The 26,332-nt window shown below is 39.4% G+C and carries 16 protein-coding genes; all 16 read right to left on the bottom strand.

What is annotated here, in order from left to right; translation table 11 throughout:
- Positions 1–11: 11 nt before the first annotated feature.
- Positions 12–1,049: a sugar phosphate isomerase/epimerase family protein gene (locus GFH32_RS14750; RefSeq protein WP_153512319.1), complete on the bottom strand. Its 1,038-nt coding sequence runs from the start codon at positions 1,047–1,049 to the stop codon at positions 12–14.
- A 24-nt stretch (positions 1,050–1,073) separates the two neighbouring features.
- Positions 1,074–2,285, bottom strand: a complete 1,212-nt coding sequence (locus tag GFH32_RS14755) for a cupin domain-containing protein (RefSeq protein WP_153512320.1) — start codon at positions 2,283–2,285, stop codon at positions 1,074–1,076.
- 20 nt (positions 2,286–2,305) lie between these two features.
- The gene (locus tag GFH32_RS14760; RefSeq protein WP_194285645.1) at positions 2,306–3,370 is read right to left on the bottom strand and encodes an aldose 1-epimerase family protein; all 1,065 of its coding nucleotides are present in this window, start codon (positions 3,368–3,370) and stop codon (positions 2,306–2,308) included.
- A gap of 11 nt (positions 3,371–3,381) precedes the next feature.
- The gene (locus GFH32_RS14765; RefSeq protein ID WP_153512322.1) at positions 3,382–6,060 is read right to left on the bottom strand and encodes a c-type cytochrome; all 2,679 of its coding nucleotides are present in this window, start codon (positions 6,058–6,060) and stop codon (positions 3,382–3,384) included.
- Between the two features lie 680 nt (positions 6,061–6,740).
- Positions 6,741–8,018: a M28 family peptidase gene (locus GFH32_RS14770; RefSeq protein WP_153512323.1), complete on the bottom strand. Its 1,278-nt coding sequence runs from the start codon at positions 8,016–8,018 to the stop codon at positions 6,741–6,743.
- Positions 8,008–9,852, bottom strand: coding sequence for a CocE/NonD family hydrolase (locus tag GFH32_RS14775; RefSeq protein ID WP_153512324.1), 1,845 nt, complete (start codon positions 9,850–9,852; stop codon positions 8,008–8,010). The genes GFH32_RS14770 and GFH32_RS14775 overlap by 11 nt, the downstream gene beginning before the upstream one ends.
- 11 nt (positions 9,853–9,863) lie before the next feature.
- Complete coding sequence (locus GFH32_RS14780) at positions 9,864–11,342, bottom strand: glycoside hydrolase family 28 protein (RefSeq protein ID WP_153512325.1); 1,479 nt, start codon at positions 11,340–11,342, stop codon at positions 9,864–9,866.
- A 12-nt stretch (positions 11,343–11,354) separates the two neighbouring features.
- Positions 11,355–12,092, bottom strand: a complete 738-nt coding sequence (locus GFH32_RS14785) for a glycosyl hydrolase family 28 protein (protein ID WP_160366855.1) — start codon at positions 12,090–12,092, stop codon at positions 11,355–11,357.
- Positions 12,093–12,100: 8 nt separating this feature from the next.
- Complete coding sequence (locus GFH32_RS14790; protein ID WP_153512327.1) at positions 12,101–13,582, bottom strand: glycoside hydrolase family 28 protein; 1,482 nt, start codon at positions 13,580–13,582, stop codon at positions 12,101–12,103.
- A gap of 17 nt (positions 13,583–13,599) precedes the next feature.
- Complete coding sequence (locus tag GFH32_RS14795) at positions 13,600–16,464, bottom strand: glycosyl hydrolase (RefSeq protein ID WP_228384151.1); 2,865 nt, start codon at positions 16,462–16,464, stop codon at positions 13,600–13,602.
- A gap of 1 nt (position 16,465) precedes the next feature.
- Entirely contained in the window at positions 16,466–17,311 is an 846-nt protein-coding gene (locus GFH32_RS14800; RefSeq protein ID WP_153512328.1) for an apurinic/apyrimidinic endonuclease family protein, read from the bottom strand.
- Positions 17,305–18,126 carry a phytanoyl-CoA dioxygenase family protein gene (locus GFH32_RS14805; protein ID WP_153512329.1) on the bottom strand — a complete coding sequence of 274 codons (822 nt, stop codon included), beginning with the start codon at positions 18,124–18,126 and terminating at the stop codon, positions 17,305–17,307. Before GFH32_RS14805 ends, GFH32_RS14800 begins: the two co-directional genes overlap by 7 nt.
- 64 nt (positions 18,127–18,190) lie before the next feature.
- Positions 18,191–19,789 (bottom strand): RagB/SusD family nutrient uptake outer membrane protein, encoded by a 1,599-nt coding sequence (locus GFH32_RS14810; RefSeq protein ID WP_153512330.1) that lies wholly within the window; start codon positions 19,787–19,789, stop codon positions 18,191–18,193.
- 14 nt (positions 19,790–19,803) lie between these two features.
- Positions 19,804–23,205 (bottom strand): SusC/RagA family TonB-linked outer membrane protein, encoded by a 3,402-nt coding sequence (locus tag GFH32_RS14815; RefSeq protein ID WP_228384152.1) that lies wholly within the window; start codon positions 23,203–23,205, stop codon positions 19,804–19,806.
- Between the two features lie 466 nt (positions 23,206–23,671).
- Positions 23,672–25,027 carry an FGGY-family carbohydrate kinase gene (locus tag GFH32_RS14820; protein ID WP_153512332.1) on the bottom strand — a complete coding sequence of 452 codons (1,356 nt, stop codon included), beginning with the start codon at positions 25,025–25,027 and terminating at the stop codon, positions 23,672–23,674.
- Between the two features lie 8 nt (positions 25,028–25,035).
- The gene (locus GFH32_RS14825; RefSeq protein ID WP_153512333.1) at positions 25,036–26,310 is read right to left on the bottom strand and encodes a TIM barrel protein; all 1,275 of its coding nucleotides are present in this window, start codon (positions 26,308–26,310) and stop codon (positions 25,036–25,038) included.
- Positions 26,311–26,332 lie beyond the last annotated feature (22 nt).

Here is a 26,332-nt window from a genome sequence, read left to right on the forward strand (position 1 = left end):
CGATTTCTTGACTATTCTGACCAACCATGTTGATCACGTACTTTAATTAGGGTCTCTAAGATAGAGTTCCAAGTTTCTTGCTTATGCATAACCTCATTCGGGAACATACAGCCATCCCAACAGATGTGATTGAAAGCTTTTGTTAAATTCCCTTGCTCGTCACGCAACCAATATCCGGCATCCTTTACGATATCTAAACGACCATTTGGATCCGTTGGCAAACAATGACGACCGGTTTTATCATGTGAACCAGAACCAAAAACGGTCCCATCATTCTGTGCAACGTGGAAGTCAATCGTCCATGGGCGCAATTGGGAGGTGAGGAATTTTAATCCGCGTTCTAATTCTTCACGATCGCTCCATTCAAAATCTTGTTTCAAAATACGATCCTCTGGTGCGTTATACCCTAGTAGGTACAAAAAGGTATGAGACATATCTGCTTGGAAGCCAATATTATCACGATCAACCATTTCCAGCGTATCTAACATTTTTCTCCAACTTTGCATACCACCCCAGCAGATTTCTCCCTCGGCCGCCAAACGCTCTCCATATTCAGAAGCAGCGTCGCAAGCTCTACGAAACGTTTCAGCAATAAGCTTACTATTCTCTAAAGGATTCTTTGCCCAATCTTCAACTCCAGAAGCCGAGTCTATACGAATAACATTGTTTGTACGGATTCCCTGCTTGCGAAGTTTATAACCAAATTCCGCGGCGCGCTTCACCACGTCAACAAAGCGATCACGATCTTCTTGCGATCCCATGGCTGAACCACCATCTGGAGGCCAAATAGGCGCAACCAAAGTTCCAATCTCTAAACCGTAGCCGCCGATTTTATCAACAACCCAAGAAATATGATCATCAGAAGTATCCAATTTTACGTGAGGGTCGAATAGACCTAAGTCTACTCCATCAAATTTAACCCCATTTACATTCGCAGCAGCGGTCTTTTCAAGTAACTCATCTAACGAAATAATCGGCTCATGATCGCCTTTTCCCACGATTCCAGGCCATGTCGCATTGTGTAATTTTGGAAAATTGTTCTTGCTCATAACGTATGTTTTAAAGGTCTTTATTTATTTTTTGATCACTAAGTCCGGATTGTTTGGACCAAAGTGTTTCAACATAACGATTGGATCCACTTGCGAGTGATTTTCAATCCAAACGCCGTTCTTTGCAGCTTCTTCCGAAACGAAATACTCATCATAAGTTAGCTGGCCGTAGCGAATTAAAGATGGTGTTTCAATAGTCCAATCATTTAATTTACCGTATCCTTGCATCATAATCAAACCATAAGCTGCAGCATCCTTAATCAAGACTTTCTGACCTGGAAGTACGGTTAATTCCTTTGCAGAGAACGCTTCAGACTTATAACATATCCATTTTTCATTGTAGCCTTCAGCTTCCATAGCCGCCTCATCCTTAACAGGTAATGGTGCCATAAAGCGATTCTGCATCATATTTGGATCAACGTTTAGATCCCAATCAATGATATCCATTAAGCCATCGTAATTTCCACGTTGATCTTCTGGCAATCCTTTCCATAATAACTCTTCATCGATAATTGCTTCGTTAACCAAAGATTGGTACATCGCGAAAACATCAGAAGCTTTTTGAGGCTCGTAAGTACACATACTTCCTGGAGCGTGTAGCAATCCCGGAGGTACGTCCCATCCTGTTCCTGGCTCCAAGCGGTAAGCTTGCGAGTAATTGGTAATTTTATTATCTCCTTTTGAGAAGTTTTGCAAACACTCTTTGATTGTTTCTTTTGATGTACCTGGAGCAATACCCATAAAAGTGTATGGGAAGTCACCTCCGTGATTATTCAACTGTGGAGGGAAATAATAAGCTTCAGGTTTTCCAGCCTGACCAATCAATGCTGCTTTTTCATCGTTATGATGAATATGATGAGGTAGAGGTCCCATGTTATCGAAAAATTTCGAGTACATCGGCCAACTTTGATATTCATTCCATAGGCGATCGCCAATTAAGCGGCCTTTTAATTCTTCAACGAAGTCTGACAATAAGATTTGCTCGGTCTTGCCATTTTCTTCATATACTACAAAACTGAGGCCTTCGAATTCACCAGTTAAGGGGCCATTTTTCGCAGGTGTAGTTGATGAAAACCAACGTTCATCAATACCACCACGCTCTCCACCTAATACATAGTAATCATCTGGATGAAGTTTGATACGACGACCTGGTACACAAAATGATCGTGGTACCCAGTTCGGTGCTAATCTTAACACTCCCTTTCCTTGCTCAAAAGCCTTTTCAATATTTGCCATTAGATTTATGTTTATGTTGATTAATTCTTGTTTATGATTTCTTGAATACCTGTAGCGGTATCCGTCAGATGAATGGTTAGTTCATAAGTTTTCTTTTCACGCGGTTTCAGTATAATCAGCTCTTTACTTGCGCGAAGTTTCTGCTGTCCAATCGGCGGATTTGTACCGGGTTCCAATCCTGTTACATATTCCCCTTTACCCCAATGCTGCCAATTGGTTAACCAAGGTAATTGACGTTTATCAAAAGAAAGCTCCAACGCCAACCCTAACTTCTTATTATGAATTGCACATCGGCTTATCTGTTGTTCGTCGGCAGCCATATCAATAAATGCTGCTTCCTCACCGTTACCATTGTGATCCTCTCGAGGAGCTTGACATATTTTAAACGCTTCTCCCTCTTTAAATATTTTGTTGGCTTCTCCTTGTTCACGAGCAGTCCACTCGCCATTCCACAACAACTCGGTCCCTTCATCAATTATTGGCCAACCAAAATTGAAATGATATAAAATCATATGGGGAGCATCAATATTTCCAACATTGACGATTTCATCAATGATATGCAATGTTGGCTCACCTAGCGTACAACGGATCGTACGTTTCAGTTCGATATTCGTACCTAGTGGATGACCTTGTTTTATTATCCCTGTAATAAACATTTCTCGATCTCCATTGATCAGGTCGGGCTGTTTTATTTGAATAATCTCAGCCGGTATATTACTAATCTGATCGTGAAGACCGCGACGTCCGTACTCATCTTCTTCTGGACCTCCAACATGTGTTAACCCACAAGTAACTAACATCCCTCCACCGAATGTACGAAGCCAATCTACCCCGCGATCCGATAATGGTTGAGCTGGAGTAACCCCTAAACGGCTAATCCAACTCAAATTGTACTGGTTAAATGAAGCATCAGCAATATCCATCGCACGATCTAGAACGACTTTAAAACGAAGTCCCCCGCCCGTGTTTATCCAGGCAATACGAGATCCACGCCCCAAACCATTGTCTAGCACCGAAGTTTCAATACCTCCGACCTGTGCTGTATGCGATACTTTATCTAACCAGTCCTTATTTGAGTAATCCACTTGATGTATCTTTATTTTTTCTTATAAACTTCTGCGTTCTCATTTCCGCCTGACATCAAGTAAGCCATGATATCTTTCAACTCATCTGGGCTCATCGTGTTTAACGTTCCTGGAGGCATGATAGAAACCTCCGAACGCTTGATATCTTGCACATCTTTCTTCGCTAATTCTTTGGTTATTTGCGGAGCATATGGATTTTGAGAGATAACATAAGCTTTCTCATTTTCACTCATCAAACGTCCTAAAACAGAAGTGCCATCTTTCATGTTGAATACTTTAGATTCATATTGATCAGATATTACTTTACTAGGTTCGATAATCGCTTCTAACATATCACGTTTAGAAAAACGAGTACCTAGCTGCGTTAAATCAGGACCTACAGAACCACCCTCTCCTTTCATCGTATGACATGATCCACATTTAATTGCTAGGAACAACTCTTGTCCACGCTTAAAGTTGCGAACGCCAGCATTTTCATCAATTACTTTCAATGCAGAGTCAATTTCCCATTTACGGCCTGGACCTTTTGGCGGAACAATATTTTCTGCTAAACGATTTCCTTTTTGATTCAATAGCGAGTCACCTGACATTTTGCCGTACATAGCCAACTGATCTTTTGGAACATGCGATAGTGCTTTCTTTCTAGCATTATCAATAAATCCGATGTAGGAATTTCCTCCTTTAAAACCAAACGCCTTATAATACCAGCTAAAATATTGCTCTCTTAATTCAGGAGTCCAACCCGCAGTTGCGTCGCTCAATGTTGTCGCTAAGAAAATTTGCTGTGCAGGAGGGATATTTGCTAACATATTAGCGATATCTAAACCATATTGCGGATTACGTAAAATCAAGTCTGAAGAACTCATGAAGTTAGATTCCGTCGTATCGTCTTTCGCAACGGCTAATAAATCCAACGTTTTCTTAACAGCCCCTTCTGATCCCAAAGCCAACAATAATTTCGACAATTGTCTGTTCAAACTATTTGTTTTCGCTGGATATAATGGTTCTAAACGTGCTGCTAAAGCCTGCGCTTCCGCTGCGCTTGGTTTACCCATTCGCGAAATAACAATCTCATAAACACGGCTTAAGTTTTCCAACATACGAGGAGTTAGTTTTTCCACAGGAATCGTAGCCAACTTTTGCATGATTTGAGGCTGTAAAGTAGAATCAGCTACGTGAGCAACAGCAACCATTGCTTCCGTTAAGCGAACAACATTACGTTCTTTGAACACTAATTCTTTCCAAGAATCGAATGGTTGATGCTCTAAGGCAACGCGTGCCGCAAAACGAATATGTCTATCTTGATGTCCTAGGTATTCCCAAACCTTCTCCGCTGCACCAGGTGTTGATGCTTGGTGATATTGTTCTATTTCACGACGTAATTTGATGTCCGCCGGAAGTTCCTTAGCTTTTACTGCATCTTTAATCTTATCATGATCCTTGTAGTAAACACGGTATAAATCAGATTCCAATTTACGACCGCCAGTTAGGAAGTATAAAGCACCATCCGGACCTACCACACCATCCGTTAATGGAAGTGGAGAACCCGAAATAAACTCTTCAGCTTTCGCTGTATATGAAGCTCCGTTTGGAGTTAAATCTAACGCGTAAATGATACCAAAACTCCAGTCAAATGCTAATAAGCTATTTCTATATTTCTCAGGGAATTTTGCATTTTTAGGATTGATAAAGTTTGTTGGTGAACCTTGACCAATATTCAGAACAGCAGGTAGGTTATCAAGGAAACGAGCATCCCACTTCGCATCTCCTTTTCTCCATCCGAATTCTGAACCGCTAGTCACGTGTAGGATACGCGTAGGACGGTACCAAGGCATTCCAAAATCCCATTCCATGTCGGAGTCATAAGTAAACAACTCTCCTTCATTATTAAATGCGATATCGTAAGGATTACGGAATCCGGAAGAAATTAATTCCCAACGTTTTCCTTCAGGATCTGTCTTAGCGATCCAACCTCCATCCAAATGGGAGTCAGCATCATGACCATGCGTATCTAAAATATAAGGGATTAAGTTATCGACTTTATCACTTGGATTAGAGCGATAGGCATCCATCTTAGGAATCTTTGTAAAGTTACCAGCAACGATATAAATTGCGGAGTCAGGTCCTAAAACGATACTATGGGGACCATGTTCACCATTTCCTTCTAAATGTAGAATCTCGGTGATTTTATCTAATTTATCATCATTGTCTGTATCCTGTAAACGGTAAAGTCCAGAACCCTTTTTGAACTCATCATTCGGGTTATGGTTAACCATCACATATAAACTATTATAAGCCCATAAAAGACCTTGGGCGAAACCCATACCAACTTTCTTTTTAGTTGTATCTGCAAGAGGAGGCCCTTCTGTCGGAAACTCTATCGCTTCGATTTTCGGCTTAACGGTAGAATCGGATCCCATTGGTGGCAGTTCAACGCGGAATAATCCGCCAAACTGATCTGAAGTGATCATTCGACCTTTATCATCAAAAGTCATGGAAACCCATGAACCTTTTTTATCGTCCGAAGGGCTATAGACGTGTTCTATCGCAAAACCTTCTGGCAGCGTAATCTTCTCAGTTTTAGGGTTTGTATCCTTCTCTTCTGGATTCTCGCTCTGCTTACAAGCCCCTGCTGCTAACAGCAAAAACATGGAAAACAAATACAATTGTGCTCTATTAGTTCTAATCATTGTGGTTTAATATGTTGATTAAGTTTATAACAGCTTCTGAGGACAAGCAGGAATAACATTTAATCACTGCTGAATCCCGTTATTCTACATCATGAAGTAGTCTAACTAAAGGTATTAAAATTGTTTAATTGGTTAGCGCTTGACCTATTGTAATAAATAGAGTACAATAAATCCAAAATCTGCAATATGTGTTAAATGCTGGGCGAAAGCAATCGTACATAAATCAGAGAGTTTTGGAAATCTTATCTGAAACGCTACTAAACCAAATATATCAAACCAGTCAAGAATTAGCATCCTGTGCTATCCTGACAGCGACTCGATTAGAAAAACAAGTCACTTTTAAAATAAAACATAGACAATCAGCACATTGAACGTTAAAATTAATTGGAAAATCTAATCTCGGTTTAGCGATTGACATTTCAATATTTTATTGATTTTAGCTCAAGCTCAAGCCTTGCTTAAGCGTAGATGAGTCGTACCTTGTTCGATAAAATAGCGTTTTCTTAGGTTTAGCTACGTATCTTCTCTCTACTAAATAGTATGGCGTTGCCTGCTAGCAACAAAGTGATTTTGGACTTAGCATGTTTTTCTAAAATCGTGCTAATCCCTCACAATAAGACTGTATAAAACACGAAGAGACGCTGTTTTGCAGCGTCTCTTCGTGTTATTCTAAATCAGAATTAAAAGGTATCAATAAAGTCTGTCAATAAATTTGCATAGCCATTAAATTTAGTAAACGGCAATGTTTCATATCGATCATAGATATCATGATATGCTGTTGTTCCGCCCAACGTATAAATAAAAAATGCTGGTACACCTCTTTCGTAAAATGGTGCATGATCACTACGATTCATGGCTCCACGCACTTTAACTGCCGGCAGATAATTTTTTGCATTATTCAGTTTGGTAAGTAAGTCAAACTCCTTAGTGAAGATGCTTCCATTAACCACTTGAATTCCGTCATCCCCAGTTCCAGCCATATCTACATTGACCAAAAATTTGACTTTTTTCAAGTCGTTCAAGGGGTTTGCCGCATAGTATTTTGAACCTAATAGCCCACTTTCTTCGCCTGAGAAGGCTAAGAAAATCATATTGTATTTAGGTCTATTTTTACCGTAATATTGTGCTAAGTAAAGCATTAATGCCGTTCCACTTGCATTGTCGTTCGCTCCGTTAAATACGACTTTCTTTCCAATAACGCCTAAGTGATCGTAGTGAGCTGTAACTAAAATCGTAGAGTCAGAATTGCTTGTCCCTTTTAGAAAACCGCAAACATTCTGCGTTTGATACTTTGGCTGATACTTTGCCGTGATATCAATGCTAACTTGATTTTCACCTTTGTTTAGGTCTACGTCTTTAATGTAAATTGCTGGTTTTGCACTCTGAGTAACAGATGCTCTCCATGTAAATTTACTCGGCGTATTCACGACAATAGCACTATACTCACCTGCAGTCATCAACAAAACAATTGCACGACGTAGCTCCTGCGCATTAATTGATTTTAATTGCTCAGCCTCATCGATGTAAATCGCTTTTCCAGCCAATTCTTTGTCTTGCGCAATATTTTTCAACACCTGATCATCATTCAACTTTCCAGTAACCGCAACCAAATTAAAATCTCCATTTATGCTCGGAGAAGCAGCGTCTACAAGAACATTTACTCCCATTTTCAAGATGCTATTGTTCACTTTAACGATAGCTGCTTTCGGGAAAACATTGGCGCCTAACTCGAATCCTTGCATAAAGGATTTGCCGTCCACAGGTTTTAGTCCCGACTTTTTCATTTCGTTTGCGATATACTTTGCAGCTTTTTTATCACCATCATAAATATATCCGCGTCCCGCGTATTTATCTGATGCTAATACGCTAACCACCTTTCGCGCATAAGCTTCTTGGGCTTCGGCTACTCGACAAACAGTAAATAAAAGGGCTATAAGTGCTATTACTTTATTTTTCATTATTTTTTATTAGGGGTAATATGATACTCGAAGGAAATTGTTGACTAAAATAAACACGTTGATTATGAACTTCGAAGTCAGCCTCATCCGCTTCATAGATATTTACAAACTTTTGCGGATTACGATCGACTAAAGGAAACCATGAACTTTGGATTTGAACCATTATTTTATGTCCTTTCTTAAATACGTGTGCCGCATCCTGCATATCAAACTTCACTTGTGTAACCTCGTTCGGTCGCATGGGTTCAGGCTCGGAAAAGCTATTCCGATACTTTGCTCTCATAACTTCGCCGCGAACTAAAACTTGAGCATCAGATAGCTTTGCATCCTTCTCGAAAGGATGAACATCGATTAATTTCACAATGTAATCCGCATCCGTCCCAGTCGTACTAACGAATAGATTCGCTTGCAAATTACCCATTATCTTAACATCCTCCTGCAATTCCTCCGTTTCAAAAACAAGGACATCTGGGCGACGTGAAGCAAATACTTGGTCTTCAAACATATATTGAAAACCGCGCATTAATGTCTTCTCAGCGGTATAGGGTACTGGTTTGTTTGGATCCGAGCTGTACTCTTCAAAGGCTAGGTTTGAACTATTCGGTTTGGAAAAAGATAATCCCTGATCAGCCTGTAAATAAAGCTCGGTCTCTACGAGCGACTTTGATGGCCACTCGTTCAAATATTCCCATTGATTCGATCCGGTAACAAAGATAGAAACTGGCGCGACTGCGGTTACAGCCTCCGCTTTTAAATGCTTTTTGAAAAAGGCCAACTCGATATCTTGACGGTAATAATCACTCGTATTGGATGCAAAATCCAAGTTGCCTAGCGTTTTGCCTGTTCCTCGTGTCCATGATCCGTGATACCAAGGTCCCATTACAAACGACACCTTATTCTTCCCCGATTTAGCAAGTGCTTCGTAGGTCTTTAATGGACCATAAAGATCTTCTTGATCAAACCATCCACCGACAACAAGCACTTCTGGTTTAACCTGATTTAAATAAGGGGTGTAGCTTCGCTCCTGCCAATAGCTATTATAATCTGGATTATCCATCATCTCATTCCAGAGAATAGATTTACCATTCAAGTAGTTTTTATTAAAATTTTTCAAAGGTCCAGATTTCAGATAGAAATCATAGCCATCGGTTGTATTATAAGCATAGAAACCTCCGGGATGCGTTGTTCCAACAGAATCTCTCATTTTACCAAAAGAAGATAGGAATGAGAAGCTTCCCATCAACATAAAGGCGCCATTATGATGTCTATCATCGCCCATAAACCAATCGGTAACTGGAGCTTGCGGAGAGACTGCCTTTAAGTTAGGATGCGCATTAATTAACGCCATGGAAGCATAAAACCCTGGAGATGACACTCCCCATACACCGACTTTTTTATTGGATTTAATTTTCTTAACTAACCAATCTATTGTATCGTAAGTATCTGTAGTCTCATCGACCTGACCTTTTTTCTTTTTTAAAATATACGGTCGATTTGCAACAAAGGTCCCTTCGGATTTATATTTACCGCGAATATCTTGGTAAACGAAAATAAATCCGTCTTTTGCAAACTCCATGCTAGGACCTATACTCGGTTTGATTTTATCGGCTCCATAGGGGGCGCAGCTGTAAGGCGTGCGAATCATCATAATCGGATAGGATTTTGATTGATCCTTGGGCTCATAAATTACTGTAAATAGCTTTGTCCCATCACGCATGGGAATATAGAGCTCGCGCTTGGTATAATTGTTTTTGACGTAATCAACATCATTTGTTTGTTGTGCAAATAAAGTGTTCACACAACAAACAAATAAGGCTATTAAAAAGTGCTTCATTTTTACAATCGTTATTTCTTCAGTGTCGACTTGTATAAAACTAGCTGTTTTTTCCCTTTTTTATTGGGTTCAATGTACTGTACATTTTTCAGTTCTGCATTCTTAACGTCGTCCATTACGACTGCAGGACGGTATTCTTTATCTTTCGCAGTAAACTTTACGTTTTCAAAAGTCACGCCTTCAACGTGTCTTAGATAAAATGCCCATGCTGGTAATTCTTTAAACTGGGAGAATTCTGGGTAAGCTGCTTCCATTTCAGGAATGCTATCTAATTCCTTAGCGGAGGTTCCTCTAAAGGCATAATTCGGATTCGAGCCGCCAGGATAAACTATCTCCACATTCTTTAACACGACATTCTTCACAGGCTGACCTTTTAAACCGATGATACTCGCGGGTGAAATATTTCTAGGGTTATCCTCTACTGGACCTTCAAAAGCGTAACCAGCATCTGGTTTATCTGCAGGAACCTCTATATAGATATTCTGCATAACCACGCCATCGATACTACCTTGTCTTCCTTTATTCCACCTTGCGCCAATTCGTAAATAGATTGCATTTCCTGTATTGTACGCATAAAGACTATCCACTAATACATTTTCAACTTTACCTCCGTCAGGCGTAGCAATTGTAAAAGCAGAACGGAAAGTATCATAAACGCGATTATTGATGATGCGGATATTTTTATATCCACCTGCTGATACTGTACCGAATTTGATACCGTTAGCGCTAGATCGTGCAACGCAGTTTCTAATCTCAATATTCTCGTTCATTTTGCTGGCATCATGCGATTTCAAACAAATAGCATCATCCGAAGCATCAATATAGGAATTTAATAACTTCAAGTTCTTACAGTCGACGATATCAATACCATCATTATTCCAGAATACTTTACTGTCAACAGTAATGCTGTCAATCAAAACATCTTCACATTGGTCATACGTCTGCACCCAATCGGCTGCGTTTTTAACCGTCACATGTTTAACTGTTACTTGATTACACTCGCGTAAATAAATAGCCTTCGGGCGGTTGCTTCTAGGTCTATCATAATCCAAGGGATCCTTGATAATTCCTTTGTGGATATAATCCATTAAATTATAAGCAACTTCTTTCCCCTGACCGTCAATCACACCTTTTCCGGTGATACCTACATTGTTTACACCTTTTCCATAGATTAAAGCATTATTAGGGGTTCCTACGTTATAATCGTTAATATTTGTTGAGCCTAATAGTACTGCACCTTCTTCTAAGTGAATCGTCACGTTAGACTTCATGTGAATAGTTCCTGTTAGATATCTTCCAACATAAAATTTTAATGTACCACCACCATTTTCGCTAATAAAGTCGATAGCTCGTTGGATCGATGTTGTATTTAGGGTAGTCCCGTTTGATTTAATGCCAAAATAAGAGGCATTATAATCTTTTGCTTGTACGAGTCCAAAGCTGCAAATCGCACATAGCAATAAGGTAAAATATATTTTTAGATTCTTCATTTTGTTTGTCGCTTAGATGGTCTTACCGTCCGGTGTAACACTCTTAATAACTTCTTTGGTTTGACTGGTTTTATCCTTTACCAATGCTTTTCCTGTGGTATCCACGTATAAATTCGCCAATGAAACTTCCTTTGAACCGTTCAATACGATCCCACGAGAGTTAGCATAACCTTTACTACGAATAATTTGGTTTTTGAAGCTTACATTCGAACAATTATCGAGATGTGCAATATCGCCTGCAGCATCTTCCAACATAACGCCGTCAATTTCGACATTCTGGCAATTGTTAAGACCGATTAATGTTGGGCGCGCAGTTTCGATTGTGTAGTTTATTAATCCTTTACTCAATTGACCTTCAATCTTTGCTTTTACCGCAGCAGATTGTCCAAGTACGACTCCTTTTCCAATAATCTTGACATTGGATTGCTGATCAGCATAGATAAAGTATCGCTTTCCATTCTTTTCGATAAAATCATAATAAGTCGGGTTTGCGACTAAAATTGCACCTTCATGCAAATTGATTGTTACGTTAGATTTTAGCTCTAAACCGCCTGTCAAATATCGGCCGACATAGAAATTTAATGTACCTCCCCCTTTTGAAGAGATTAAGTCTATTGCAGCTTGGATTGAGCGGGTGTTATTTGTTTGTCCGTCTGAAACACATCCGAAAGCGGAAGCATTATAGTCTACTGCTTTTGCCTGTCCGATAGTAATCGAAAGGAATAGTATGATATATAGGATTCTTTTCATGAGATTCATTATTTTACGATGTCTACCTTGTTGCTTTTATGCAAGAATATCTGTTCTTTCTTTCCTGCATCTACCTCATCAAACTGTACGTTTTCAAATTTGCCAACGTTTAAATCATCTGTTACAATTGCAGGTCGATAATCACTAGCCAGCGCCTTAAATTTTACATTTTTGAAGGTAACGTTGTTTGCATGACGAATATAGAATCCCCAAGCCGGTAACTCTTTAAACTGGGAGAATTCTGGGTAAGCAGCTTCCATCTCAGGAATTCCATCAAGTTCTTCTGCTGTTAATCCTCTCTTTGCATAGTATGGATTTCCTGCTCCTGGATATACAATCTCTATATTTTCCAAAGTCACATTTTCGATTTTGTAATTTGGTAATCCTACGATACTTGCTGGAGAAATATTTCTTGGTAAATCCTCGATTGGACCTTCGTAACTATAGCCTTTATCCGGTTTATCCATCGGTACTTCAGCATATACATTTCTAATGATGATATTTTTCATCACGGGCTCTTTCCCTTTGCTCCAACGGTTACCAATTCTTAAAAAGAATACATTTCCTGTATTGATTGATCTTACGCCGTCAACAAGAATATTATCAACAACACCTCCATCGACTGCAGCAAATGTAATCGCTGAACGATAAGTGTCATAAACGGTTAGATTTTTAATAACGAAGTTGCGGAAGCCTCCACGTGAAACTGTACCAAACTTCAATCCTGATGCACTAGAACGAGCTGTACAGTTCTCCACTAATACATTCTCACAAATAGCATTTGCATCGTGAGATTTAAAACATATCGCGTCATCAGCTGCGTCGAAATGTGAGTTTCGGATAATAACATCTTTGCAATCAACGATATCGATTCCATCATTATTCCAGTAAGATTTGCTATCTACAGTAATGCTATCAACCAATAAGTTTGTACACTGATCATAGGTTTGATTCCAGCTCGCTGGATCTTTTAACGTAATTCCGATAATCTTCACGTTTTTACATTCGCGGAAATAAACATTTTCTGGTCTGTTCCACTCGCGAACACGATCGTATTTCAATTCATCTTCGATTAGACCGCGGTGAACAAGATTTAAAGTATTCATAGCGTTATCAAAACCTCGTCCATTAATCGTCCCCTGGCCTGTAATACCTATATTCTCCTGCTTTATCGCATAGATTAGTGATTTCCAGTTGATATATGGATCTTTATCGAAGTCAAAAGGATTTAAAGACGCTAAAATTGTCGCACCTCTTTCTAGATGTAGCGTTACGTTTGATTTAATGTAAATCGTTCCGGTGACATAATCTCCTGGACTGAAGACCAAGCGACCGCCGCCGTTTGCATTCACATAATCAATTGCCGCTTGAATACTTTTGGTATTGAGTGTATTTCCATCCCCTTGTATTCCAAAATCTTTGACCGCATAGTCCTTTGCAAATACCTGAAGGCTGCAAAAACAAACGAGTAAGCATAATAATTTCTTCATTATTGTAGTCTTTTTGGTTAGTTATATATTTCTACTGGTCCAACGATACCCATGGACTGAATTTCTTGTTCTCTTCCGGGTCTGTTTACCCAGTATTGCGCATTCTCATTGTCTTTTAGGGTTTTCATAAAGTTCCCCATTGTGGTCGTTACGCGTATTTCAATATCGTTACTTCCGACTTTTAAATACTTGCTGATATCATAGATACGACGTCCAAACCATTTAACGCCGACAGCTTGTCCGTTGATAAATAAGTCAGAGATTCCAAATACTTGACCTAGGTTCAACGTTTGATTTTTAGGATCATTAATCGTTACTTTCTTCCGATAAATTACTGTGCCTGAAAAATCACGTAGTTCATCATCCAATTTCATATCAACTAACTTCGCTAGCTGTTGCTTTTTACTTGTATTTTCTTGACCATGATTCAATTCTAGTTCCCATTGTTCGTTAAGGGTTTGCTTATTCGAACCATCAAGTTTTGGCGCCTGATACCATGTGCCTTCTTTCGCTTTATCGAATACAACTAAAAGCGATTCCGTTGGACCGAAGTTATGTTCAAACCCGTTAGCCGAGTCTAATTTCAATTTGCATCGCTCGCCCGTATCGGCATCCCAAATCCAAGCTTGCTTTCCTTTCCCAATCCCTGACAGGAAATCTATACGAGTCTTATGACTGTTGAAACGATGCGCATTTTGGAAAAAGAAGAACTCCGATTGATCATCACGGATATATCTATTCTGCATAAAAAAGCGATTTGGCTCACTAATTCTTACATATTTTGGAAGCTTATTCGTTTGATGGAAGCTTTGGTACCATTCGAGGAATTTATTATCAGTTGGCTTCTCTACGAATATAAAGTTTGAGCCAAGATTCTTGATTTTATCCATCCAAGCTTGAACTTCTAAATCACGCGCTTGCATGTTCTTAAACCCTAAACTCTTTGAAGGCGTAGTCTCAATGCAAATTAATTTACCGCCTTGTTTCACGAATTCATACAGTTTTTTCGCTGTTTCCACATCTAAACTCTTAACTCCCGGAAGGAATAAGATACCATATGCTTTCTTTCCAAACTTAATCTTGCCATGCTCTACTTTGGCATCTTTCAAGATTAATTCAGTCACATAATCTGCTGCACCCCCTGTCTTATGGATAGCTTCCCATAAGAGTGAAGTATATGGTACGTTTAAACGTTCTGGAAATGGGTCAGTTTGTACGCCTTTTTCTGCCCATAAATCGTAATTGGCAGGTAATATAGCCATGTCAGTATACATATCGGCGTGCTGTAACTGCGACGATAGGCGCGCTTTATAAGTATTTAAGTACTTGAAATATGGCCACCAGTTGTTTTTCTCCGAGTAATACGAACCATACTGTATCCAACCTGGAAATGGCGCCTGTTTCGGCGAGTAATTAAACCCGTGCCAAATGGAATGCGTAATCCCCGATAATAAGCTTTGATCAGAACCTAATTTAAGCAGTTCTAAGGTCGCGTTGAATACTAAATAGGTATTGGTCATCTCCTCACAACTTACAACCCGCTTACCTGTTAAATGAGCCGCAGAAGAAACATATTTGTTGATCATCGTATACCCTCTACCACGTCGATAGTCTTCATCCGACATTTCCTCACCTAATTTATGACGAAGGTAGTTTGTTGTCCAAGATTCACCCTCCGGTATATCATAGCCAAGCGACGTCTCTAACGGAAAGAATCCTCTACCATAAGCCTGCGCTCTAGATTTTACATTTAACCCTTTACACCAAGCTAGATATGTTTCTGTAAATCGTTCGCGCAACAAACACGCTTTAACATATTCAAAATCAAATCTTATTCGGTTTAGTATCTCTTTTACTTCGTCCGATTTCTCGGCTCCGTAATTTTCATCTACAACAGCTCCTAGTCTACCAACTTTGAACATGATGAATGGTAGATAAGGCATTAAGTCATATCCACATCTTTTTTGGAATTCTGCAGCAAAATCATGTGTCCAATTACACCCCTCCAATTCCATACTATCAGAAAATAAGGCGCGCAAATAATTTGACAAGGCACCGATTCTATTTTCCATTGTATTGGACATTCTATTCAGGTAATTTTCAACCGCCTTTTTATCCATGTGGTTTAAAATTGAACCTGATGCACCTGGCGCCCCATTGATTACCTGTGCAAAAGAATTGAATTTAACTACAGCATATAGTACGTGCTTTCCTTCTGGCACATCAACCACGATGCTGACATCATTTCTTTTCGACGATAAATCTTGCGCTTGCTGCAAGTTATTCATCGGATCTTTCGCTAAATGTAAAGAGAGGATCTCCGGCTTTCTTAACGGGTTTTTATCCGTAACTCCCGGATCTACTGCCTGACAGATATTAAACTGTGAAGTTTCAAACTGTATAGGGCCAGTTAACTTTTCAGCATAGACTAGCACAACTTGTGCGCGTTCCTCTTCTTTAAGATCTTCCGAGCCAAATGGCCAGCCTGAGCCGACGATTAAATCACTCGTCATATCTAAAGATTTCGCATCGTCTGCAGCATGCTTAACTAAATCCATCCATTCATTGCTCAACCACTTGACAGATGGGATTCCCATATCATCTGCACGTTTCGGAAAAGAAATCGGGTTGATTTCTACTCCGCCAATTCCAGCATCCTTTAAGAGACGTAGTTGACGGGACAATTCGCCTTTTTCAACTTTATCCCCATTCCACCACCATCGAACAAATGGACGATAATGCATACTAGGGTTTTTGAAAAGGCTATACCAATCCTCTTTTGCTAAATTGGCTGAGTTAGCAAAGGATTGCTCCAAATTTGCTAATGCTAATCCAGCACCTAACATGGAGGTGTTGCGTATAAAAGATCTTCGATTCATCATTTTAAATAGTCTTCAAATGATCCAATAGGTATTTTTTAATCCACAGGTTTTGTCTCCATTGTTCCTGATAGTCAAGGTCTCGATCTCCTGAGCTAATCAGATAAGGCGCTGGTCCGAATTCTGTGGTAAAGGTTAATTTGGTTCTTCCTAATTGGATTTGTGTATTTATATATTGTTGCCAGACCGCTAAATGGGTCTTTACTATATTTTCAAACAAAGGGTTTGTTACGTCTGATATTTGCGATCCTTGTGTATGCCCTACGCGGGTGTGCACATGTCGAACATCAACAAGTAAACTTGATAACAAGTCTTGTTGATCTTCTAGAAAACTCTCCGATACACAATACCAGTGAGAAACATCCAAAGTTAATTTTAACGATGGAAATAGTTCCCTGATTTTCGGAATTCTATGAATTCCATAGGTCCATTTATTGCGATGTGTCTCTTGATAAATGGCGATTCCGGTTTTCTGTTCAACATTAGCACATATTTCTAAACAGGCTAATATTTGCTCTGTCGAATAGAACTCTCGTCCTACTTGTGCAGAAATAAAACGTGGTGCTAATCCAAAATTACCTAAACTAGCTAATTCTGTTAATTGCGATTCTAGCAATTCCAAATAATGTGCAAAGTCTTTTATTTCACCAAATACGGCATACACAATGGTATAATCCAATTGGCGATCGGAAAGACTTTGCAGCATTTCCTGGTAATTATTTTTATTTTTCTCCCCATAGGGATACCATTCAATTCCCCGATATCCTTCGCTCTCCACTACATCCAAAAAATCTGGCCAAGCAATATGCTCAGCACCCCAGCGCGGATAAAAGAATTCTAGTTCTACCATGATTTATGATAGATTAATGGATTTTGTTGATCATCATTTAATACGTCTCCCTCTTTTAAGGTTGACAAATAGTCTGGAGGAAGAATATTCGCTTGACCATTAAATACATTGCCATCAGGCATGTACGCACAAGTCATTGCTCTACGATAACCATTAGTCATATTTGGTCCCGCTCCATGAATGGTTAATCCATTATGGAATGAACAGCTTCCTGCCTTTAATGGTGCTGCTACTGGATTAATTTGTGCTAACTCTGGATATACCTCGAAGATGCCATTCATATTCTTACCGATACCGATATTCGTGAAATTGGTCACTTTGAAAGATCCTGGAACGAAGTACAAACATCCATTCTCTAAAGTCGCGTCATCTAGAGCGATCCAGATTGACAATGCTTCTCTATCTGAAAAAGACCAGAAAGGGGTATCTAAATGCCAAGCTGTAGGATTAGCAAATGGGCGCTTGAATAACGCTTGATCATGCCATATACGAACACCATCAGCTTGTGCCAAATTGCTTACTAATTCGCCTATCCTTGGATCCAACATCAATTCTTTGACTCCCTCATCAGTTTGCCAAAGATTTAACAATTGATCGAATACTTTTCCAAAGTAATCTGCGTCTTTGTTGATCCCATCATCTTCACCAACTTGTGTTTTCTTTCCTGGCATTTTTTGACCTGCACGCTGCTCTACAGCATTGAAAACAACCGTACGCCAGTGCTCTAGCTCTTCGGGATTTAAGAAATCTTCAATAACTAAATAACCGTTCTCACGATAGAATGCAATTTGCTCTGGGCTAACTTGATACTTCATAATAATAGATTTATTTATAATATAGGATAAAGCAAGGTCTGGGCAGACCTTGCTTTATGATTGATTAATTTTGTACCATTCGATCGTTGTACATCATCTCATCCAGTGGTATCTGTAATGTCATTTTAGATACTGGATAAGTAGATTTATCGACATGGTTCTTAGAACTTGCACGATCTACCGCAATATTCCAACGTTTATTGTTATAGAACTCACGTCCTCCTTCTCCCCAAAGTTCAATTCTCGTTTGCAATTGAACCATTTGAAGTGGAGTTAAGCCAGCCATAGTCGGATATGTATCTACTGTTAATGGCGTAGCACCAGCTTTTGTTCTAGCTGCTAAAAGCTTGTTAAGTGTCGCTTTAGCACCAGCCGCGTCTCCGCTTTGTGCTTGCGCTTCTGCTTTCATTAGCAATGCTTCAGCTGAACGGAAATAATAAGCGGTATTTCTACCCACGTTCTTTTTATCATCACTTCCTAAGCCATGCGTTGCGGCAAACTTCAAGTTTGTAAAGGCTGGAATAACGCGTTTGTCACCGTTCGTCGGATAGGTATAATCACCCCACTGAGTTGCCATAAAGGCCTCTTTACGGAAATCATCCGACGCGATTTTATTATATAACCTATCGTCAATACGTTGGAAACCCTCACTCAAGCCACCATAGCTTTCTGCAAAAGGATTCATCAATCTATTGTGCGTTGTTAATGCATCGCCAAGTGGGAATCCGAAGATTACTTCTGGGTTGATAGCATTGTTCAAGAATCCATTTTTCTCTGGTCGCATAATTGGAGCAGCATTTGTACCATCATTGGTAGCACCATATGCAGACTGCGGAATTAGATTTGGATATTTAGCTAAGATATCATTTGTCAATGTGATCACAGACGTCCAATCGCCAGTCCATAAGGATACGCGAGCAAGGATGAAGTTTGCTACACCTAGGTCAAAGTCATTCTGCGCACTAGTATATCCGATTCCTGCATCTTTAAAGTATTGGATTGCCTTATTTAAATCCGCTTTGATAAAGGCATAAGTTTCATCTGCCGTGTAACGAGCTTTACTTTCTTGAATAGGCAAGTAAGTATCATAAAGAGGCATTCCTAACTTATCTTTGCCACCTTGTAAATAGGCTTGCTGATAATTTTCCATCAAGTAATTGTAGGCATAAGCACGCAAGATTAATCCACGAGCCTTAAATTCCTTCAATTTCGCGTTGGTGCCAACTGTTTCATCATCCAAATAGTTCAGCATCTTGTTGGCCGTTGTGATGGCGTTCCATGCGTAGTACCAGTAAGGGGAGTTTTTGTCGGTTCCTTCAGAGATGAAATCTATAAAGCGATACTCATCTGCACCAAAAATATTCAAATTGGTACTTCCAAATACGATATCATTTCCCTCGATATTACGCATAATATCAAGTCCTTGTACGTCATAATAGCGAAGATCTGCACCACCAACTAAATTAATACCCTGAAAATTGAGCATTCGGGGCATATTGTTCGCCATACCACCTAACACAGTATTAATGGTTTCCTCATCACCGCTTTTTAATAACTGTTGGATTTGTTCATCCGTAATGTTATTCGGAGGGGCTACGTCTAATTTCTTACTACATGAAACGAATAACGTTCCACCGATTAAGAATAAAAATATCTTTTTCATAATGTGATTCCTGATTAAAATTCTAGATTAACACCACCAGAGAATGTACGCATCGTTGGGTAGCTGTAAGCACCTACTTCCCATCCACCTACTAATGACATTCTTGGGTCAATACCACTGTGTGAAGTCAACATGAACATGTTATCTCCTGATGCATATACTCTCAACTTCTTAATTTTACTTTTTCCAAGTAATCTCTCAGGAACTGTATATCCAATCGTAATATTCTTAAAGTTCAAGTATGAAGCATTGAACAATGCCATGTCGCTATACATCCAGCTACCGAAAGTAGAACCATTACCATTTGCATTACCATACATAACCATTGGGAATTTAGCCCCTGTATTTTCAGGAGTCCATGTATCTCCAATTAGTTCTGCTGATAGTGCTTTAGCAGGATTTTCTGATACATATAAGCTATTTGCGTACTCTGTACTCAAGAATTTACCGCCCAATTGATAAGCGAAAGCTCCATATAAGTCAAAGTTTTTGTAGCGTAGAGAAGTAGAGAAGCCACCAATCCATTTAGGTACTGCGGAACCCATTTCGTAACGACTTGCTTTAGAGTAGTCTGCTGTTGCAACACTTTCGCCAACCTTTGATCCAGAGAATAACCCTGCGGATAAATCGGCTTCTGTTACTTGGTGGTAGAACATCGGTAAGCCCGAGCTTTGATCTACACCCGCATACTTGAATAAGTACATGTTAAAATAATCCTTATCGATACCACGTAGATAAGCAATATTACCAGATCCACCTGTACCTGCAGCACTCCATCCCTCTACTGAACCGGTCCAATCACCATTCAATGCTGCTGAACCTACACCTGGAGGAACTTCTTTTAAGATTGTCTTATAATGTGTACCATTCGTCGCTAATGTCCAAGTCAAATTTTCATTCTTAATAACATCTACACTTAAATCAACTTCGAAACCTGAGTTGTTTAGGCGCGCTGTATTGGTCGAAATCGAAGATTGTCCTTTGGAATATGAAATAGGTTGAGACCAGATACCATTAGTTGTTGTTCTGTTGTAGTAATCTAATGTTAGACGTACGCGGTTGAAAAATCCTAAATCTAGGCCGGCGTCAAACGTGTTCACTTTCTCCCATGTTAATTGATCATTCACATAGGCATTTTGATTTAACACATACGATGCTGGAAGTCCGACACCACTATTACTTGTTTGATATACCGCTGAGAATCCCCAAGTTTGGTATCCAGAGTAATTTGAAATACCATTTTGGTTACCGATCACACCGTAACTAGCACGAACTTTTAAATTATCTAACCAACTGCTGGTGTTTGCCATAAAGTCTTCAGCATTGATTCTCCATCCACCGCCTACTGACCAGAATGTTCCCCAACGCTTGTCTTTCAATTTAAACTTCGATGAACCATCGCGACGTACGGATACCTGAGCGAAATACTTATCAGCGTAATTATAGTTACCTCGAGCGAAATAACTCTCCATACGACGTGTATCAATACCACCACCTGGATTCGCAAATGTACCTCCATCATAGCGTCCTACATAGTTCGCATAAGAAGGGAAGTTATCAATTAACGAGTAAGATGAACGATAGTTAATCGTTTCAAATTGGTAAGAATCGTATTCATGACCCAATAATGCTTCAATCGAGTGAGATCCAATTGTTTTATTGTAGTTCAATAATTGCTGAGCATTCATAATCGTCACATTCGAGAATACTTTTCCGAATGCACCAACACCTGCTGACTGACCAGACTCTGAGTTCCAGTAACGAGTACGGATATCATTAAACTTATCAAGCGAGAAGTTTGCTGTGAATGTAAAATCGTTTAAGAAATTAACATTTCCGTAAACACGTGTATTCCAATCATCAGAAACACGCTTATCGATATCATTGTCTAATACCGTAAAAATATTCGTTGTACTTAGCGCCGCTGCAGTAGGTCCTACTGGCGACCAAGTATCACCTTGCTTAACATGGACTTTATTCTGTCCGTTTTCTTGGATAATATTCCCGTTTTGATCGCGCGCATAAATTTGCGTTAATGGATTTTGACCATTGATAAAACGAAATACATTAGAAACGGCACTACCTGCATTACGTCCGAAACGTGTTGCTGGTGATTGCGTATCACGGTTTGCATATCCTACGTTTGCACCAATTTTCAACCAATCATAAACCTGTGCATTTACATTCGCACGACCGTTATAGCGTTTGAATGATGATCCGCGGATGTATGATGGGTCTTCTAAGTAACCCCCAGAAATAAAATAATCTATTTTATCTGAGCCTCCTGAGGCAGAAACATTATATTCTTGGCGTGTTCTATTTTCTAATAAATGTGAATCATAGGTTTCGTTGTAAAGAAGATTAGCATTTGGATTTAATTTACCATCCGTATTAACTAAATATGCTCCAGTCATCGTTGAAGAAGCGTTTGCACCAGATCCTGTTGGCGTATATACTGCACCTGGCACATTATACAGCATCCAGTTTCCTAAGTTGTTCGCTTTAAAGTCGGTCATCGAACCTGTGTAGTCGAATATGTGTTTAGAAGCAAATTCAGCTGCATCCTCATGTGACATATTCGGATTTTGCACGTTGGTTGTGTAATTTTGTGCTCTACCAGATCCATTGACACCATAGCGTACCGAGTTGTAAATAGACAACCAAGCGAATTCATAGATATCTTTTGGGTCAGAAATCTTATCGAATTGGTAAGGACCAACTTGATTCATTCCCATTTTACCTTCGAATGCAATTCTCGGCGTACCTTTAACTCCCTTTTTTGTTGTTATCAAAACAACACCATTCGCACCACGAGAACCGTAAAGTGCTGTAGAAGCGGCGTCTTTTAAGATCGTCACGTTTTCAATGTCTTTAGGACTGATCGAAGCTAAAGGGTTTTCGTTTTGTGCTGGAACACCATCGATTACCACTAATGCTCCTGACGTATTCTGGTTTGCAGATCCCAAACCACGAACACGGATACCCATATCCACACCAGGTTGACCATCAACCGCTGATACTTGAATACCTGGAGCTGCGCCTTCTAACGCTCTACTCACAGTCGAATTGGATTGAAGTGATAATGCTTTCGAGTCGATTTGCGAAACCGACCCCGTTAAGTCACGCTTCTTTTGCGTGCCATAGGCTACAACTACAACTTCCTCGAGTTCAGACTCATCTTCCGATAACTGAACGGTAATATTGGATTGAGATCCAACTGTAATTGTTTTCTTCGTATAACCCACGTATTGAAAGGTTAAAGTTGAATTGTTTCTGGTTCCAATTTCGAATGTACCATCAGAAGCTGTTGATGCGGCATTCTTCGTGGCAGCGTCGGAAATGGATACCCCCGCTAATGCGGAACCCGTTGCAGCGTCTACAACAGTACCCCGGATCACTCTATCCGTCTGAGCCATAGTCATGTTAGTGGAAAACATGATGAGTAAACTCAAAACAAAAGAGCAATACCTGCTTAATTTAGATTTACACATAGTTGTTGATATTGATTAATAACTTGATTATCAAATATCATTTTTTTAGGGGAAAAAACCATCCTGTTGCATCCTGTATCGTTTTAGCAAAGAGTTAGCGAATAATTAACAGTATTGTTGATTGTCAACAGAAATTAAATTCTGAGGGGGAAAAATAAGCCCTAGACTAATTGCTAATTTTCAATTATTCACAATAGGAGAATAATCAATTATTAAAAAAGAAAAATAAGTGATAAATATTTAAAAAAAAAGTGAAGATTGTTTAAAAAAGCTAGTCCAGCGACTAGCTTTTTTTGTCATTGAGGTTGGTTGATCACCTTTTGATGATGATCTGATCGAAAGACTCGATCATCAGTTGAACTTGAAAGGATTTATTTTTCACTAAGTACTATTATGCCCTAAAGAACCTAATTTCGATTAAGTCATTAGGTACAGGTTGTTGATTCCAATGCTCATGAATTACTAGCGCCGCGCCTATTGCTGTCGCTTGTGCCATAGAAGCCGCATACACTTCCATTTCCGGGAATTCATGTGCTAGTAAATTCATGTAAATGTTATTCTTACTAAATCCGCCATCGACGAAAATTCGTGTAGTTTTCTTCCCTGCTTGTATCAGCTTTGTTGAAACCACTTGTGCTTTGATCAAATGTAGAATCAATGCATGATACGCGATTTCAAAATCTGCATATTGCCCTAAATCAAGCTTTCCAAACGCATCAAGTTCAACATCAACAGGCTTGCTTTCCAATTCTTTAACGATGTCCCAGTTGATCTCCATGTGTTTAAATCTGGCAGTGGTCACATCAAAATGATCGGCGATTCTTTTCGATTGAATTTCATGCTCTTGTCCTGCGAATAAACGCGACGCTTTCACATGTTTGCCTTGAAAAGAGAGATAAAATAAACAGTCACTCTCAAGTTCAGATTTTGTTAAAGGTTGATCATTGAAAGGATTTATCGAAATACACCAAGTACCCGTTGATATTAGAATAAAGGGTTCATGGAAATTCAATAAATACGGGATTAATGCCGAAGAACTATCGTGTAGTCCGACACCGATCTTAAAAGTACTTCCAGGAAATGTTGCAGGAAACACCGCCGATGCGTCTACTATCGGTGCTAATTTTTTATCGATCTTCTCGTCTTTTACCCATTGATGGTAGTCATGCTTATTATAATCCCAAAGAGCTGTGTGACAGCCTATGCTGGTCATATCTGAATAAGCTTTTCCTGATAATAAGAAACTTAAATATTGCGGTAGATGTAGGGCATATTTAGTTTTCTCAAAAACTTCTTTTTGTTCGTTTTTCAGCCTATAGACTTGTAATCCCGAGTTTAAGCTTCCTAAGGATGGCGACGCCGTATCTAAGCTAAATTGTTCAAGGCCTCCATACTTCTTGTGTAAAGGAGTCGAAAGTGCCTCTGGATATTCTTTTAAGTAATTGTAAAGTGGTGCCAATGGACGTCCATCCTCGTCTATATAAACGAAGCTCGCACCATAGGAAGTAAAATTGATGGCTTTAACATCAAATTCCTCTCTACGAAAAATCTCATGCAACGAGTCAAACACCGATAATCGTAAGCTCTCCAAGTTTTCACAAGGATCGCCGTCTTCATCCAATGTTTCTAAGAAACGCGCAGATTTCTCATATACAATTTGATAGTGTTCATCAAATAAGAACAACTTCTTATTCGTTTTTCCCACATCAAATATGGCTATTACCGGTTTGCGTGTTTTTCCCCTCATACACTTGTTTATAAACCGGTTGCTACCGTATTGTCACCACGTTCTTTAATTAGTTCCTCACGTACTGAAAGCTCATTGTATAAACCTATAGGATCCAATGCTGCACCATCACGTAACCTTGCCTCGGCAACTATAGCACGTAAATCTGTGCGAAATGCATCTTGTAAAATCTGCTGAGCTTTAACAATATCGTTATCACGTTGCGCTTCTTTTAACGCCACTCGATCAACTAAAAGAGCCTGCGCATATGCGATCATGATGGCATCTACAGACTGTAATAAGTCCACCAAAGGATCTTTCAAGTTATGTGAAGCGTCAATCATCCAACCTAAACCCGTTGCATGATCCAATCCGCTGGCGTCCATGCCTTCGACAAGTTCATTGAAGATTAAAAACAACTGATATGGCTTAATGCTACCCGCCGTCAAATCATCGTCAGCGTACTTACTATCATTGAAATGGAATCCACCCAATTTACCTTCCATTAATAATAGAGAAACGATTTGCTCAATATTAGCATTCGGTAAATGGTGACCTAAATCAACCAACGTATAGGCCTTAGAACCTAATTTTGTAGCTAGTAAAAGTGATTGTCCCCAGTCTCCAATGGTCATGGAATAAAAGTGAGGCTCGAAAGCTTTGTATTCTACAAAAAGCTTCCAATCTTCCGGAAGATGAGCATAAATTTCCTTCAAACTCTCCAAGGTATTTTGGAATGCTTCGCGGAAATTCAATTGACCAGGAAACGAAGAACCATCTGCCAACCAAACGGTTAAAGCTTTAGAACCTAATGCAATACCATGATTAATGACATCAATATTATGTTGAACGGCTTGTTTACGCACTTTAGGGTCAACATGATGTAAAGAACCAAACTTATAGCTGTGCTCTTGTCCTTCTTGATCTTGAAATGTATTTGAATTTACCGCATCAAATTGCAGCCCATAGCTTGACGCTAATGACTTAATTTGCTCGGCATTTTGAGGGATGTCCCAAGGAATGTGCAATGAAATAGCACCACTAGAGCGATTTAAGGCGTGTAGTAAGCCAACGTCCTCAATCTTTTGTTCTAAGTTACCAGGTTCGCCTTTTCCGGAGAATCGTCCAAATCTAGTGCCGCCTGTACCTAACGCCCAACTTGGAATGGCAATTTGGAATTGTTGTAACTTATTGATAATTGATTCCACCTCTGAGATATCCTCAGAAATATAATCAAATGCTCGTTTATGTTTCGCTGCTAATCTATTATTATGCTGTTCTATTTGTTCTTTCTCTATTCTCATCGCTTCAGCTTTAAATAATCAA

It is taken from the genome of Sphingobacteruim zhuxiongii (assembly GCF_009557615.1).
Taxonomy (GTDB): Bacteria; Bacteroidota; Bacteroidia; order Sphingobacteriales; family Sphingobacteriaceae; genus Sphingobacterium; species Sphingobacterium zhuxiongii.